Below are 14,525 nucleotides of genomic sequence, written 5' to 3'. Positions count from 1 at the left end.
CATGGGCTCGCTCAGTGATCGGGAGCTGCGGCAGCGCATCGGGGCGCTCGTCGAGGAGGTGCTCGGCGGCACGGCCGATCCGCAGGCCTCCTTCTTCGACCTGGGACTCACCTCCCTGTCGCTGATGCGGATCAAGGTCCGCCTGGAAGCCGCTCTTGGCCTTTCTCTGGATGACACCGCCCTCTTCGAGCACACCAGCATCGCCGCGCTCGCCGCGCACCTCGCCCCCGGTGCAGCCGACGGGCCCCAGCCCTCCGGGCCCGCGCCGGTGTCCACCGACGGGCGGATCGCCGTCATCGGCATGGCGGCGCGGCTGCCGGGCGCGCCAGACCTGGACGCGCTCTGGGGAAATCTGCGCGCCGGCAGAAGCAGTGTGCGCACCCTGGGCGCGGGGCAGAGCGACGGGCGGGTGCGGGCCGCAGGAGTACTCGAAGACGCCGAGTGCTTCGACGCGGACCACTTCGGCATGAGCCCGAAGGAGGCAAGCCTCACCGATCCGTCACACCGTCTGTTCCTGGAGTGCTGCGCCCATGCCCTGGAGGACGGCGGGTACGCGGACCAGCCCCGAGACCGTCGCATCGGAGTGTATGCCGGAGGCGGGATGAACCTGTACGGCCCCGGTCTGCCCTACTTCGCGCGGCACGGCATGGGGGGCGCCGCGCCCTCGGCGAACATCATGGAGGAGATGCAGGGGCTGATCGGCGGGCAGCAGGACTTCCTCGCCACCCGGGTCGCCTACCGTCTCGGTCTGACGGGTGCGGCCGTCGCCGTCCAAAGCGCCTGCTCGACCGGGCTCGTCGCGGTCCATCTGGCCGCCCAGTCACTGCTGTCGGGCGAGAACGACCTGGCTCTGGCCGGGGCCGCGGCCGTGCATCTGCCCCAGGACGCCGGATACGCGCACGATCCGGAGTTCATCCTGTCGCCGAGCGGGGTGTGCCGGGCCTTCGATGACGCGTCGGACGGCACGGTCGGCGGCAACGGTGTTGCCGCCGTGCTGCTCAAGCGGCTGGATGCGGCCCTTGCGGACGGGGACGAGATCCATGCGGTGATCCTCGGCTCGGCGGTGAACAACGACGGCGCTGCCAAGGCCGGCTTCACCGCCCCTGGCGTGCAGGGCCATGCGGAGGTCGTCCGGCTCGCTCTGGCTCGCGCGGGCATCGAGGCGGATTCCGTCGGCCATGTGGAGGCCCATGGCACCGGCACCGAGCTCGGCGACCCGGTGGAGTTCGAGGCGCTGTCACGGGCGTACCGCTCGCAGCAGGGCAGGACAGGGTTCTGTACCCTCGGCTCCGTCAAACCCAGCCTCGGACACCTGGACACCTGTGCCGGGATGGCGGGGCTTGTCAAAACGGTACTGATGCTGCGGCACGGCACCATCGTGCCCACCGCGAACGTGACCCGGCCAAGTCCCCGGCTGCCCTGGGACACCAGCCCGTTCCGCCTGGCCACCGCGGCCGAGGAGTGGCGGACGCCGCAGGGAGTCCCGCGCCGCGGCGGGGTCAGCGCGCTGGGGTTCGGCGGTACGAACGCCCATGTGCTCCTCGAGGAACCGCCGGTGGCGACGGTCCGGCCGCAGCCCGCTCATCCGCTCCCGGTGCCTGTCAGCGCACGATCCCAGGAGGCCCTGCACGAGGTCGCCACTCGACTGCGGGACGAGCTGCGAGCACGGCCCTGGCTCGGCGTCGCCGACGTCCACACCACATTGGCGCTCGGCCGCACGCACCATTTTCACCGCACGGTGGTGCACGGCCGGACCGCCACCGAACTGGCCGACGGCCTCGACCGGTTTCTGGGAATGCCCGATGGGGACCAGCCGAGTACCGCAGGGCCGATCGCCTTCGCCTTCTCCGGGCAGGGCCATGCCACCGCGGGCATGGCACGGGAGTTGTATCGGCAGTACGCCGTCGTACGCGAGGTCCTGGACGAGTGTGAAGAGACGTACCGGCAGGAGGAACCCGGCAGCCTGATCGACGTACTCCTGACGCCGCCTTCGGATGGTGCGGGGCCGGTCACGCAGGCAGCCCAATTCGCGCTGCAGATGGCCCTCGTGCGGCTGTGGCGGCAGTTCGGTGTCGAGCCCGAGTGTGTGCTCGGGCACAGCCTCGGCGAGATGGCCGCGCTCTGCACCGCGGGCGCCTTCTCACTCGCCGACGGGCTGCGGTTCACCGTCGCGCGGGGCAACCTCATGAGCGCCGCCGCTCCCGGTCGCATGCTGGCTCTGCACGGCGATGCCGACACCGTACGGCAGTGGTGCGCCGGGCTGCCGGTGGAGATCGCAGCGGTCAACGGGCCGCGCTCACTCGTGCTGTCCGGTGACCCCGAGGCCATCGAGACGGCCCACCGGACGCTGGCCGGGAAGCACATCGCCTGCCGGCCGCTCGACGTGGACAGGGCCTTCCACTCCGCGCTGCTCGACCCGGTACTCCCCGCGCTGCGCGAGGTCGCCGAGTCCCTCACCTTCACGCCCCTGGGCATGCCGTGCGGCGACAGCGCGCGGGGCGAGGTGCTTCCCGCCGGGTCCGTCGTGGACGCGGAACATCTGGTACGTCAGGCGCGCCGGCCCGTGCTGTTCCAGCGGACGCTGGCCGCCGTGCACGCGCTGGGCCACGCCGACTTCCTCGAGCTCGGGCCCGCCGATGTGCTCACCTCGCTGGCCCGGGTGGCGCTGCCCGGCAGCCGATGGACCGCGAGCCAGTCCCGGGAGTCGACCGGCATCGGCGCGCTGTACGAGGCGCTGGCCGAGCTGTACCGCCATGGCCTGAGCCTCGACTGGCGGGCCGTGGGTGTGGACGGCGGGCGGGTACACCTGCCCGGGTATCCCTTCCGCCGCGAGCCGTACCCGACGCCGGAAATGCCCTGGCTCACACGGGCGGAGACCCCGGCGGGCGCGGCCCCCGCGCCAGCCACCGCCGTCACGCTGCCCCTGGCTTCCTCACCTGGCTCGGCCGCGGCCACCCCGGCACTCGGCACCGCACCGCAGGCCCTCACCGCGGTCGCCGGGCAGCAGCTCGCCTCCATGGAGGACCTCGTCGACGGTGGTTACGACCTGATGACCGCACAACTGCGCACGCTGTCCGGCCTTGTCGGCGAGGCCCCGCAGTGAGCAGCGAAAGGACCTCGTACATGCACCGGACCGAAGGCCCCGTGGTTCTCGCACTCGACTATCCCGGATACCGGAAGGAGGCCCGGATCGACGAACTGGGCCTGGACCGGCACGGGGTACGTGTACACGGCCTGCTGCGATCCCCCCTGCCACGGGCGGTGAGCGGCGCCGGCTACGCGGCACGACTGCTGGCGAACGTGCCGGCCGGGACGGGGCCGATCGCAGCGGTCGCCGCGTACTGCGCCTCGGCACCGCTCGCCTTCGAGGTGGCCGCCGCCCTGGGCGGGGAGCCACCGGTGATCGTGCTGTTCGACCCCGAGGCAACGTCGTGGGACACGATCACCGCGGACTACCGAGCCCGGCTCGGCGGTCTGGGCATACGACTGAGCGAGCCCGAGCTGAGGCAGCGGATCGAGGCCGTCGCACTGGCCGAAGACCCAGAGCGCTTCGTCGACGCGCTCACCGGCGAACTGGCCCGCCAGGCACATGCGGCGCTGCGTGCGGCAGGCGCCGACGAGGCAGAGGTCGCGGCGAGCGCCACGCACATGGTGAGCGCGTATGCGGACTGGCTCAGCCATCTGGTGGCGGCCCACCACGCGCGTACGTCGCCCTGGGAGGGGGAGGTGCTGCGTCTGACCTCCGCGGATGCCGATCCGTCCAGCTTCGCCCGCGCTGCCGGGCAGCAGCGTGCGCTGCGCCTGAGCTGCGACCGGTTCGAGCTGCTCAGGGCCGAGGAGACTCGCGTGGCAGTCCTCGAGGCGCTCGGGCTCCCACTCGCGCCGAACACCTGGGAGAGGGCAGAGCGTTGCCCGGCGTAGTGGAGATGATCGCCGCCCAGGCTGGGCGCCGCCCCGGGGCGGCCGCCCTGGTCGCACCCGACGGCAGGCTCGACTACGCCGAACTCGACGCCAGATCGACGGACTTGGCCGCGCACCTGCTGCGGCAGGGGGTGCACCCCGGGGACGTCGTGCTCATCCAGGCTTCTCGCGGAGTCGCTCTCGGCGTGGCCGTCCTCGCGGTGCTCCGGGCGGGCGCGGCCTTCTGCGTGATCGATCCGCAGTATCCGGCGGACCGCATCGAGCACATGTGGCGGCGCAGTCACGCCCGGTTCGCGCTGGTCGAGCCGACGCTGCGCGCCCCGGACGTACCGGACGGGCCCGTCGTGCTTCCTCTCCGGCCGTACGTCGTGTCCGGCACTGTGCGGGATGCCCCGGTGCCCCGTCCGCCGGAGCCAGGCAGCGAGGATCCCGCGTATGTGGTCTTCACGTCCGGGTCCACAGGAGGGCCCAAGGCGGTCTCCATGCCGCACCGTTGCCTGGACAACCTGATCGAATGGACGCTGGCCAGCACTTCCCCCGAGCCACTGCGCACGCTGATGTTCGCCTCACTCGGCTTCGACGTGTTCGTCCAGGAGGTGTTCACGGCTTGGTGCAGCGGGGGCTGTCTGTACACACCGGCCGACGCCGACCGCGTCGACCTGCAGCGCGTGTGGGAGCTGTGCCGGGAATGGGAGATACAGCGGATCTTCCTGCCTCCCGTGGCGCTGCGTCGACTGGCGGATCTCACCGGCGAGTTCGGCATCCTGCCCGGCGCTCTGCGCGAGGTGGCGGTGGCGGGCGAGGCGCTGCACATCACACCCGCGATCCGGGAACTGTTCGGACGACTGCCCGCGGCGCGTCTGCACAACCACTACGGTCCGGCGGAGACCCATGTCGCTGTTGCCCACACCCTCACCGGTCCGCCGCACTCGTGGCCGGATCTTCCTCCCATCGGGCGGCCACTGCCCGGCATGACGGCCCATGTCGTCCCGCTGGAGGAGGACGGCGAGCTGTGGCTGGCCGGGGTCGGTCTCGCCCACGGATACGTACACGAGCCGCAGCAGACGAAGGAACGGTTCCGAAGCACACGGATCGAAGGCCGGACCGTACGCGCGTACCGCACCGGTGACGTCGTGCGCGAGCGGCCCGACGGAGCCCTTGAGTATCTGGGCCGGACCGACGGCCAGCTCAAGATCCGCGGTTACCGGGTCGAGCCGGGCGACATCGAGGCAGCGCTGCTCCGCCACCCCGCGGTGCGGGAGTGCGCCGTGGTGGCCTGGACACCGCCCGGCAGCGAGGAACGCAGGCTGGTCGCCCATGTCGTGGCTGCGCCCGGGAGCGCACCGGATACGGGGGAACTGCGGGCCCATACCGCTGAGTTGCTGCCCGACTACTTGGTTCCGCACCACGTGGTTCTCACGCCCGGCCTGCCGCTCTCCCCGAACGGGAAGATCGACCGCCGCCGTCTTCCGGCCCCAGGCGACGCCGGCGACAGCGTCGGTCCGCTCCCGGACTCCGGCGATGTGCAGTCGGCCGTCGCCGCCATCTGGTCGACAGTGCTCGGCGTCGCCGAGATACCCCCCGGCCGGCACTTCATGGACCTGGGCGGTACCTCGCTCTCCGCTGCGCTGGTCGTGACCCGCCTGCATCGGCACTTTCAAGTCCAGGTGTCCATACAGGAGTTCCTCTTCGAACCCACGGTGGACGCGATCACCGCACTGATCACGGAACGAGCCGCAGCATGACCCTTCCGCCCGCACACGACCGGGCGCGCGAACGCGCCGCCTGGATCCGTGCCTTCCATGACGCCCGCGAACAGGCCCGCACCCTCGTGTGCTTCCCCCACGCAGGCGGCACCGCGGGCCAGTACTTCCCGCTCTCCGCTGCGCTCGCCCCCGATGTCCGGGTCCTGGCGGTGCAGTACCCGGGGCGCCAGGACCGCTGCGCCGAGCCCGCCTTCGAGGACATCGCTCTGCTCGCGGACGAGATCGCACGACTGCTCGCCGAACCGCAACCGGCGTCTTCGCCGGTTCTGTTCGGACACAGCCTGGGTGCCCTGGTCGCCTTTGAGACGGCCGCCCGGCTCGAGCACCGGCACGGTGTTGCGCCCGCGGGACTGATCGTCTCCGGCATGCAGGCGCCGTACCGCCGCACGGCCTCGCGGCTGTCGGGCGACGACGAGGAGGCCGCCCTGGTGGCACTGCTGGGGCTCGGCGGCACCGACCCCGCGATCATCGACCATCCCGAGCTCCGGGCGATGATCCTGCCGGCCCTGCGCAGCGACTTTCGGGCGGCCGCCAACTACCGGCTCGGCAGCTGCCCCTCGCTGCTCTCCTGCCCCATCACCGCGTGGACGGGCCGGGACGACGAACTCACCGATGGCGACGTACACGCCTGGGACGAGCACACCACCTCGGCGTTTCACACCCGGGACTTCGCCGGCGGCCACTTCTATCTCGACGGCTTTCCACCACTGATCGTGGAGGCGGTACGTACCGCAGTCACCCGCACGACCGGCTCGATCGGGCACTCACGGAGCAGGACGGACACATGAGGCTTTCACTGCTGGCCGCGGGAACCTTCCTCATCGGCACCGACGTGTTCGTCATCGCTGGAATGCTTCCCCAGATCAGCGACTCGCTGAACGTCTCCGTATCGGCCGCGGGACAGCTCATGACGGTGTTCTCCGTCGGGTACGCAGTCCTCGGCCCGCTGCTCGCGGCCCCCCTCAGCCGCCGGTCACCCCGGGTTTCGCTCACCGCGGCGCTGGTCGCCGTCGCCCTCGGGAACGTTCTGTGCGCGGTCGCCGACTCACTGCCGACCGCCATGGCAGGGCGGCTGCTCGTCGCTGCCGGGGCCAGTCAGTTCACTCCGCACGCGTGCTCACTCGCGGCGGCCCTCGCCCCGCAGGGACGCTCAGGCAAATCCCTCGCGCTGGTCACCAGCGGCCTGGTGATGGGGTCGGTGGTGGGGGTGCCCGCGGGTACCTGGGCGGCGGACGCCTTTGGCTGGCGTCCCACCCTCACGGTCCTCGCGGCAGGCACCGCTGCCGTGGCTGTGCCCCTTGCGGCAGGACTGCGCGGCGTCGGCTCCGAGCACACCGCGTACCGGCCGCGGGAAGGGCTGGCCGCCCTGCGCGGACCTCTGGTCCGCATGGTTCTGACCGTCACGATCTTCGCCGTGATCGCGGAGTACGCGGTGCTGACCTACGCCGCCACCGTGTTCGCCGAGGCCACCGCCGAGGACGGCACCCGGCTCGCGGTGCTGCTCTTCGCCTTCGGACTCGGCGGCCTGGCCGGCAACGCCCTTGCCGGCGCGTACATGGACCGTCCGGCGGGCCGGCGGCTCGTCCTGGTCTCGGTGGCCGGGATGACAGTCACCTTCCTGGCGATGACACAGCTGGGCGGGTCGTTCCCGGGTGCGCTCGTCGCCATGGTGCTGTGGGGCGTTACCGGCTGGATGTACGCCGCGCCACAGCAGCACCGCCTGCTCCGCCTGGCGGGACCGGCGGGCCCTCTGGCCGTGTCCCTGAACAGTTCCGTCATCTATGTGGGCGCCGCACTCGGTGGCGCGGTCGGCGGACTGCTCCTGGGGCAGGTGGCACCTCACCGGCTCCCGCTGATGGCAGCGGTGCTGTGCGCCCTGGCCGTGGTGGCCGAACTCCGCCTCCTGCGCAAGGACCGGCCCACCGAGCCCGCGACCGTACCGGCCTGAGGGGCGTGGCAATACGACTAAAAAGCCGAGATCGAGGTGTATGCACACGGGACGCCCTTTCAAACGACCAGAGCCGGAAGTCGAGCACCCAGTGCCCACTGCTGCATCGACCGAACAGGCAGGAGAGCCCATGGCAGCAAGAGGACGCACACTCACGGAGTTGTTCCAGGATGTGGTGGAGCGGTTCCCGGACAAGGTGGCGGTGACCACGTCGCAGGACCAACTCACCTATCGACAGCTGAATGAGAGGGCCGACGCGCTTGCGCACAAGCTCACAGTCCTGGGGGTGCGGCCGGGAGCGGTAGTGGCCCTGCTGGCCCCGAGGGACGCGGAACTGCTCGTGGGCATGCTCGGCATCCTCAAGGCGGGTGCTGGATACCTGCCGATCGATCCCGGTCATCCGCCGGAGCGAATCCTGTGGACGGTCAAGGACAGCCAGTCGCCCCTCGTCGTGTCCACCTCGGCGCTCGGCGCAGCACTCACCGACCTGGACGTCGACGTCGTCCTGCTGGACCGTCTCCCTGCCGCGCCGAGCCAGGCGCACTCCGGAAAACCGCCTTCCGTGGACAGCGACGACCTCGCCTATGTGATCTACACGTCAGGGTCCACCGGTTTGCCCAAGGGCGTGCAAGTGGAACACCGCAGTGTCGTCCGTCTCTTCGATGTGACACAGCCGTGGTTCGGCTTCGACGAGAACGACGTCTGGGCCGCATTCCACTCGGCCGCCTTCGACTTCTCCGTGTGGGAGATCTGGGGTGCGCTGCTCTTCGGCGGGCGGCTGGTGATGGTCCCCCAGGAAGTGGCCCGTGCGCCGGAGACCTTTCTCGAGCTGCTGGGCGCGGAGTCGGTGACGGTGCTCAACCAGACGCCGTCCGCCTTCCGCCGGCTCGCAGCGGCAGACGCGCACGCTTCGCGTCCGCTGCCGCATCTGCGCCTGGTGGTGTTCGGCGGCGAGAAGCTCGATCCCGCCACGCTGCGGCCGTGGGTGGAGCGGCATGGTGACGAACATCCGCGCCTGGTCAACATGTACGGCATCACCGAGGCGACCGTACACAGCTCCTATCGCCCGTTGCTCCGTGCCGATCTGGAAGGGGAAGGGCCGAGCCCGATCGGGAAGCCCCTGCCTGATCTCGTCTTCCACGTCCTGGGCGAGGACGAACTGCCCGTCGCCGAGGGCGAACCCGGCGAGCTGTACATCGAAGGCCCGGGACTGGCCCGCGGATATCTGGGCCGCCCGGAGCTGAACAAGGAGCGGTTCACCGATCTCGCCGGCTCCGACGGCGCACTGCACCGCTGCTACCGCACCGGTGACCGGATCGTTGCTCTGCCCGGCGGTGGATACGGCTACCTCGGCCGCACGGATGACCAGGTGAAGATCCGGGGCTACCGGGTCGAGCCCGGGGAGATCGAGTCGCTGCTCACCCGCCACCCGGACGTGGCGAAGGCCGTCGTCCTGCCGCATGACTACGGCGAGGACGACGTCAGGCTCATTGCCTATGTCGCATCCGGAACAGCGGGTACGACGCTTGCATCCGCGCTGGGCGAGCAAGCTGCCGCAGCACTGCCCCCGCACATGCGTCCGTCCAAGTACGTCGTACTCCCCGAGCTCCCGCTCACCCTCAACGGCAAGGTGGACAAAGCGCAGTTGCCCTCCCCGGAGGCGGCCGGGGCATACGTCCCGGACCCGGGTGAAGACGGCGCCGGTCTGATCGGCACGGAAGAACGGATCGCCGAGGTGTGGCGAATCGTTCTGGACGTCCCCCGGGTGGAGCACGACGCCGACTTCTTCGACCTCGGCGGCACGTCGCTGTCGCTGCTGCGCATGTTCACTCGCGTCAATGAGGTGTTCCGCCTCGACCTCGACATCACCGTGCTGATCGACGGCGCGACGGTCCGCGTGCTCGGGCGGCACGTCGATGCCGCGCTGTCCGCTCCGGTGCCCACCGGCTGAGGCACGCGCCGAGCCCCCGACGAAGTCACCGACTGAGGAGACCAAATGACCACACGGACAACCGACTTCTCGCGCAGCACCGAGGAGCTGGCCGCTTTCCACCAGCAGGGCTTTGCCGGACCCTTCACCCTCTACGAACCGTCGGAGATCAAGAAGGCGTGGGGACGCGCCCGCCTCGAACTGCTGGACCGCAGCGCCGCCGTGTACCAGGACAGCGCCGCGATATCAGGTGCCACGAACATCTCCAACTACGACCGCCACCTGGACCACGGATTCCTGGCCGAGCACATCGGCCGGCCGGAGATCGTCGACCGGGTCAGCAGCATCCTCGGTCCTGACGTGCTGTGCTGGCGCACTGAGTTCTTCCCCAAGTACCCGGGGGACGAGGGCACCGACTGGCACCAGGCGGACACCTTCGCCAACGCTTCGGGAACCCCGCAGATCCAGTGGCCGGGCGGATCCGACTTCGGTGGCACCATCACCGTGTGGTGCGCGTTCAGCGACGCCACTGTCGACATGGGGTGCCTGCAGTTCATTCCCGGCACGCACCACACCATGTTCTACGACGAAACCAAGCGGATGCACTATTCGCCGGACCGGAACATCGCAGTGGAGAAGGACGGCGTACGGCGTGGCTTCTTCGGCTACGACTACCGGGAACTGCAGATCGACCCGGACTGGAAGCCGGACGAGTCGCAGGCCGTTTCCATGGAGATGAAGGCGGGACAGTTCATCGTCTTCTGGTCCACGCTGATGCACGCCTCACATCCGCACGCCGGCAAGACGAAGGACATGCGGATGGGGTTCGCGTCCCGATATGTGCCCACCTGCGTAGAGGTCTACCCCGGCACCTCCGCCATTGAGGAGTACGGCGGCCGTGTCAGCCTCGACCGCTACGGGGCAGTGCTGGTCGGTGGCACGGACGAATTCGGGCACAACCGTCTGGTCGACCGCACCACCCGTGATCAGCCGTTCCGACGGTCCAGGAGCGGGGCCCAAGGGTGACGGAACCCGCGGACGGCGCGACAGCGGCGAGCGATTCCCTGCACCGGCTGGCAGCGGCACTGGTCGACAGCGCCTCCCTCATCCGCGCCGTTCCGGAACGGCTACAGGTGGCACCGGCCCAAGGAGCCGCGCCGGACTCGATACCGGCGCTCCAGCTTCTGCTGAACCGGCTCACCGCCGCACTGGAGTTGCCCAGGCTCGATGTGGTGCCGGAAACTGCACCTCTCTGGTCCGTGGAACTCGCGCTCAGCAGGCGCCTGATGCTGGATTGCGACCTGGTCGAGGCCGCGGGCAGCGCCCGGCCGGGCTCCGGTGAGCTCGAGGACGTGGCGCGGTCTGCGTTGGCTGCGTTCCCCGGTCAGCCGGTCGTGGTGCCCGCGTACGACGGCAGCCCGCTGCGCTGTTGGACGGCAGGGCGGGAGGACCGTCCGGCCGTCGCCCTGGTGTCGGCGTGCGGTATGCCGGTGGGGCTGGCGGCACGCTGGATGAAGGCATTGTGCGGTTCTTTCCGGGTGGTGACTTGGGAGAGCCGTGGGCTTTTCCCCGCGGAGGGCGGGCCGGGGCCGGCCGCAATGGGTGGCCACGGTCTCGCCGCACAAGCCAGTGATCTGCTGGCGGTACTCGACGGATTCGGCATCCGGCGGGCGCACGCCATGGGACTGTGCGGGGGTGCCGCCGTCGCGCTGGCCGCTGCTTGCGGCTCGGCACGTGTGGTGTCCCTGAGCCTGTGGCACGGAGACTACGAACTCGGCGGTGCAGCACCCAAGACCGACCATCAGCGAGACGTCGAGTCGCTGCTCGCCATGGCCTCCCGGAGCCTGAAGCAGGCCACTGGGCTGCACCGGCTGATGCGACGCCCGGCAGCGTTGACCGGCATGCGTCCCGATATCGCTCATCACCTCGTGCACCCCTACTCGACGCCCGACCTGCTGCACCGCTACGGCCTGCTCAACGGCGCGATCATGTCCACCGACTGCCGCCCCTTTCTGGCAGCCGGTCAGCCGGCTCTCGTAGTCAGCAGTCCCAAGGACACGACGGCGCACCCTGCGGGCTCCGAGTACGTTGCGCGGCGGCTCCCGCAAGCGGAACTGCGCATGCTGCCGGACGGTGATCACCTCAGCGCCTTCGATGCGGGGCCCGAACTGGTATGCCTGGCAGAGGATTTCCTCCACGATGCCACCGCAACCGACCGGAAGGACAGGTGACCGACTCGATGGACAGTGACCGTGCGAGCGTCGTGACCCAACTGATGTGCAAGCACCCCGCAGTCACCGAAGCCACCGTCACATCGGGGGTGGACGGCCGGGAGACCGTCGCCTGGCTCGTGCCCGATCAAAGCCGTGCCCCGCTGCTGCACCGTGCGGCCGTCCTCGAAGCGGCTGGACGGCTCGGCACGCTCGGCTGGCACGAACCAGCCGATGATCTCCGGGTGGCCGGGGTGAACCGCAGCGAGACCGACTTCCTGCACCGCGAGATCTTCGCCCAGAACGCCTACTTCAGGCACGGCATCACCCTCCCCCCGAGCGCGGTCGTCGTGGATGCCGGGGCCAACATCGGCATGTTCACCCTGGCCGTCGCGCAGCGCAGCCCTGGCGCGCGCGTCATCGCCGTCGAACCGGTAGCGGAACTCGCCGACGCGGCAGCGGTCAACGCCGAGCTGCACGGCGTGGATGCCACCGTCCTGCGGTGCGGTCTCGGACGGGCGGAGTCGGAGACCGAGTTCACCTACTACCCGAACAACAGCGTGATGTCGGGTGGGTTCGCCGAAGCCGACGAGGACCTCGACGTGCTGCGCGCCTACCTCCTCACCGGCGACGGCGCAGAGGACGGGGCGCAACTGGACCGGTTGGTCACCGACCGCATGACCGCGGTGCGGAGGCGCGTTCCCACCACCACGCTCACCCACATCGCTGCCGAGCACGGCCTGACCGGGATCGACCTGCTCAAGATCGACGTGGAGAAGGCCGAGGCGGAGGTCCTCGAAGGCATCGACGATGCGCTCTGGTCTGGTATCGACCGGATCGTCATGGAAGTTCATGACATCGATGGCCGGCTCGCATCCGTCCTCGGCACGCTGCGCGCGCAAGGCTTCGCCGTCGCGCACGAGCAAGACCCCAGGCTGGCCCTGACGCCTTGTCACAACGTCTACGCGTACCGGCCTGAGGCCGCCACCCCAGGCGCATGTCCATCGACCGAGACCGTCAAGTCCGCCTACTGCGGCCCGACTCTGCGGGTGCTCGAGCGGGAGCTGCGCGAACTCCTCACACAATGGGACCCGTCGGCCGAGGTGCCGGCACGATTCGCTGTGGTGCCCGACCTCGACCAGGTCACCGTCGAGTCGCCCGCTCCGGCCGCGGTGCCGGGGAGCACCCCTCGCACCGCACTCCTTGCCGAGATCTGGGCCGGTCTCTTCGGCCCGGAAGCCGTGCAGCCGGACGCGGACTTCTTCGACCTCGGCGGCGACTCACTCACCGCCGTACGCCTGTTGGCGCAAGTCGAGGGGCAGCTCGGGGAGGACGCCCTGACCCCGGACCTGATCTTCATGGACGGTACGTTCGGTGCCTTGGCCGCGGCGATCGAGGCATCCGCGCCTGCGCAGGCTTCCACCGCAGCGGGCGCACATCAGGCCGGGGGCGAAGACCGCAGCTCATGACCATCTCGCAGCGCATGCACCGGGCCGCTCCCGTTTCGGCAGTCGTCGCGGGTCTGATCGCGGTGCTGGTCGGCACCACCAGCTCGGCAGCGATCGTTTTCACCGCCGCCAAGGCAGCGGGGGCCACTCCTGGGCAACTCGCCTCGTGGATGCTGGCACTGGGCGTCGGCATGGGCGTGACCAGCATCGGGCTCTCCGTGCGTTACCGGGCGCCCGTGGTGACCGCATGGTCCACACCCGGCGCCGCCCTCCTGGCGGGCAGCCTCGACGGGGTGTCGATGGAGCAGGCCGTCGGGGCGTTCCTGGTCTCGGCGGCGCTGATCACGCTCAGCGGGCTGACCGGCTGGTTCGAGCGTGTCATGGACAAGATCCCGGTGCCGCTGGCTGCGGCGCTGCTTGCCGGGGTGCTCGTCCGGTTCGGCACCGGCCTGTTCGGCTCGATGCCGGGGAACTTCACGGTGGTGTTCCCGATGTTCGTGGCCTATCTGCTCTGCCGTCGCTGGCTGCCCCGATACGCGATCCTCGTCGCCCTCACCGTCGGGGTCCTGGCCGCAGCCGGGCAGGGCTCCTTGCGACCGGAGAAGGTGCACCTGGCCCTTGCCGCACCGGTCTTCGTCCGGCCCGAGCTCTCCTGGCAGGTGATCGTCAGCGTCGCGCTGCCGCTGTTCGTGGTGACGATGGCCTCACAGAACCTGCCCGGAGTGGCGGTGCTGCGGAACGACGGATACCAAGTCCCCGTGTCACCCCTGATCAGCTGGACCGGCGCGGTCAACGGACTGCTGGCGCCGTTCGGCTGCTTCGGGCTCAACCTCGCCGCCATCACCGCGGCGATCTGCACCGGCCAGGAGGCCCACCCGAACCCACGCGAACGCTACCTGGCCGGGGTCTGGGCGGGTGTGTTTTACCTCTGCGTCGGCATCTTCGGCGTGGCCGTGGGCTCGCTCCTCGCCTCCCTGCCCACCGCGCTCATCCTGGGCATCGCCGGGCTCGGACTGCTCGGCACGACCGCCGGATCCCTCGCGTCCGCCCTTGGGGACGAGGCCCTGCGCGAGCCTGCCGTGGTGACCTTCCTGGCAACCGCCTCCGGGGTCACACTGCTCGGTATCGGATCCGCCTTCTGGGGCCTGCTGGCCGGGACGCTCACCTTTGTGGTGACGTGCGGCGGCCGACGCCGGACCGCGGAAGCCACAGGGAGCCGTGAACTCCGTGGCTGACGCAGTGACGCGACGGTCGGCGCAACGTTGGTTCCACCGCCCCGAACCGCGACCCGACGCCAGGCTC

Annotated in this window: 10 protein-coding genes; all 10 read left to right on the top strand. The window is 70.2% G+C overall.

Going from position 1 to position 14,525, the window contains the following annotated elements; all coding sequences use genetic code 11:
- The first annotated feature begins 1 nt into the window (after window position 1).
- The 10 genes from ACFWWR_RS07105 to ACFWWR_RS07060 all read left to right on the top strand — a co-directional run bounded on the left by ACFWWR_RS07105 (window position 2) and on the right by ACFWWR_RS07060 (window position 14,458).
- A complete protein-coding gene (locus ACFWWR_RS07105; RefSeq protein WP_384302347.1) occupies window positions 2-3,103 on the top strand; it encodes a beta-ketoacyl synthase N-terminal-like domain-containing protein in 3,102 nt (1,033 codons plus the stop codon).
- A 20-nt stretch (window positions 3,104-3,123) separates the two neighbouring features.
- On the top strand, window positions 3,124-3,921 hold the full coding sequence (locus ACFWWR_RS07100; RefSeq protein WP_383860035.1) for a hypothetical protein: 798 nt from the start codon (window positions 3,124-3,126) through the stop codon (window positions 3,919-3,921).
- Window positions 3,909-5,666 carry a non-ribosomal peptide synthetase gene (locus tag ACFWWR_RS07095; RefSeq protein ID WP_383860038.1) on the top strand — a complete coding sequence of 586 codons (1,758 nt, stop codon included), beginning with the start codon at window positions 3,909-3,911 and terminating at the stop codon, window positions 5,664-5,666. Before ACFWWR_RS07100 ends, ACFWWR_RS07095 begins: the two co-directional genes overlap by 13 nt.
- Window positions 5,663-6,475: a thioesterase II family protein gene (locus tag ACFWWR_RS07090; RefSeq protein WP_384302345.1), complete on the top strand. Its 813-nt coding sequence runs from the start codon at window positions 5,663-5,665 to the stop codon at window positions 6,473-6,475. The genes ACFWWR_RS07095 and ACFWWR_RS07090 overlap by 4 nt, the downstream gene beginning before the upstream one ends.
- Entirely contained in the window at window positions 6,472-7,635 is a 1,164-nt protein-coding gene (locus ACFWWR_RS07085) for an MFS transporter (protein WP_383860044.1), read from the top strand. The genes ACFWWR_RS07090 and ACFWWR_RS07085 overlap by 4 nt, the downstream gene beginning before the upstream one ends.
- 130 nt (window positions 7,636-7,765) lie before the next feature.
- Window positions 7,766-9,586, top strand: coding sequence for an amino acid adenylation domain-containing protein (locus tag ACFWWR_RS07080; RefSeq protein ID WP_384302343.1), 1,821 nt, complete (start codon window positions 7,766-7,768; stop codon window positions 9,584-9,586).
- 45 nt (window positions 9,587-9,631) lie between these two features.
- Window positions 9,632-10,591: a chlorinating enzyme gene (locus tag ACFWWR_RS07075; RefSeq protein WP_384302341.1), complete on the top strand. Its 960-nt coding sequence runs from the start codon at window positions 9,632-9,634 to the stop codon at window positions 10,589-10,591.
- Window positions 10,588-11,796 (top strand): alpha/beta fold hydrolase, encoded by a 1,209-nt coding sequence (locus ACFWWR_RS07070; protein WP_383860053.1) that lies wholly within the window; start codon window positions 10,588-10,590, stop codon window positions 11,794-11,796. Before ACFWWR_RS07075 ends, ACFWWR_RS07070 begins: the two co-directional genes overlap by 4 nt.
- Window positions 11,797-11,804: 8 nt before the next feature.
- Window positions 11,805-13,244, top strand: coding sequence for an FkbM family methyltransferase (locus ACFWWR_RS07065; protein ID WP_384302339.1), 1,440 nt, complete (start codon window positions 11,805-11,807; stop codon window positions 13,242-13,244).
- On the top strand, window positions 13,241-14,458 hold the full coding sequence (locus ACFWWR_RS07060; RefSeq protein WP_384302337.1) for a benzoate/H(+) symporter BenE family transporter: 1,218 nt from the start codon (window positions 13,241-13,243) through the stop codon (window positions 14,456-14,458). The genes ACFWWR_RS07065 and ACFWWR_RS07060 overlap by 4 nt, the downstream gene beginning before the upstream one ends.
- Window positions 14,459-14,525: the final 67 nt, after the last annotated feature.

The organism is Streptomyces sp. NPDC058678, assembly GCF_042714835.1.
GTDB lineage: Bacteria > Actinomycetota > Actinomycetes > Streptomycetales > Streptomycetaceae > Streptomyces.
This window is presented reverse-complemented; position numbering and strand designations above follow the sequence as displayed.

Bases quoted from the DNA above. Each gene is read 5' to 3' on its own strand.
- ACFWWR_RS07105 (WP_384302347.1), top strand. From the start codon at position 2: ATGGGCTCGCTCAGTGATCGGGAGCTGCGGCAGCGCATCGGGGCGCTC.
- ACFWWR_RS07100 (WP_383860035.1), top strand. From the start codon at position 3,124: ATGCACCGGACCGAAGGCCCCGTGGTTCTCGCACTCGACTATCCCGGA.
- ACFWWR_RS07090 (WP_384302345.1), top strand. From the start codon at position 5,663: ATGACCCTTCCGCCCGCACACGACCGGGCGCGCGAACGCGCCGCCTGG.
- ACFWWR_RS07085 (WP_383860044.1), top strand. From the start codon at position 6,472: ATGAGGCTTTCACTGCTGGCCGCGGGAACCTTCCTCATCGGCACCGAC.
- ACFWWR_RS07080 (WP_384302343.1), top strand. From the start codon at position 7,766: ATGGCAGCAAGAGGACGCACACTCACGGAGTTGTTCCAGGATGTGGTG.
- ACFWWR_RS07075 (WP_384302341.1), top strand. From the start codon at position 9,632: ATGACCACACGGACAACCGACTTCTCGCGCAGCACCGAGGAGCTGGCC.
- ACFWWR_RS07065 (WP_384302339.1), top strand. From the start codon at position 11,805: ATGGACAGTGACCGTGCGAGCGTCGTGACCCAACTGATGTGCAAGCAC.
- ACFWWR_RS07060 (WP_384302337.1), top strand. From the start codon at position 13,241: ATGACCATCTCGCAGCGCATGCACCGGGCCGCTCCCGTTTCGGCAGTC.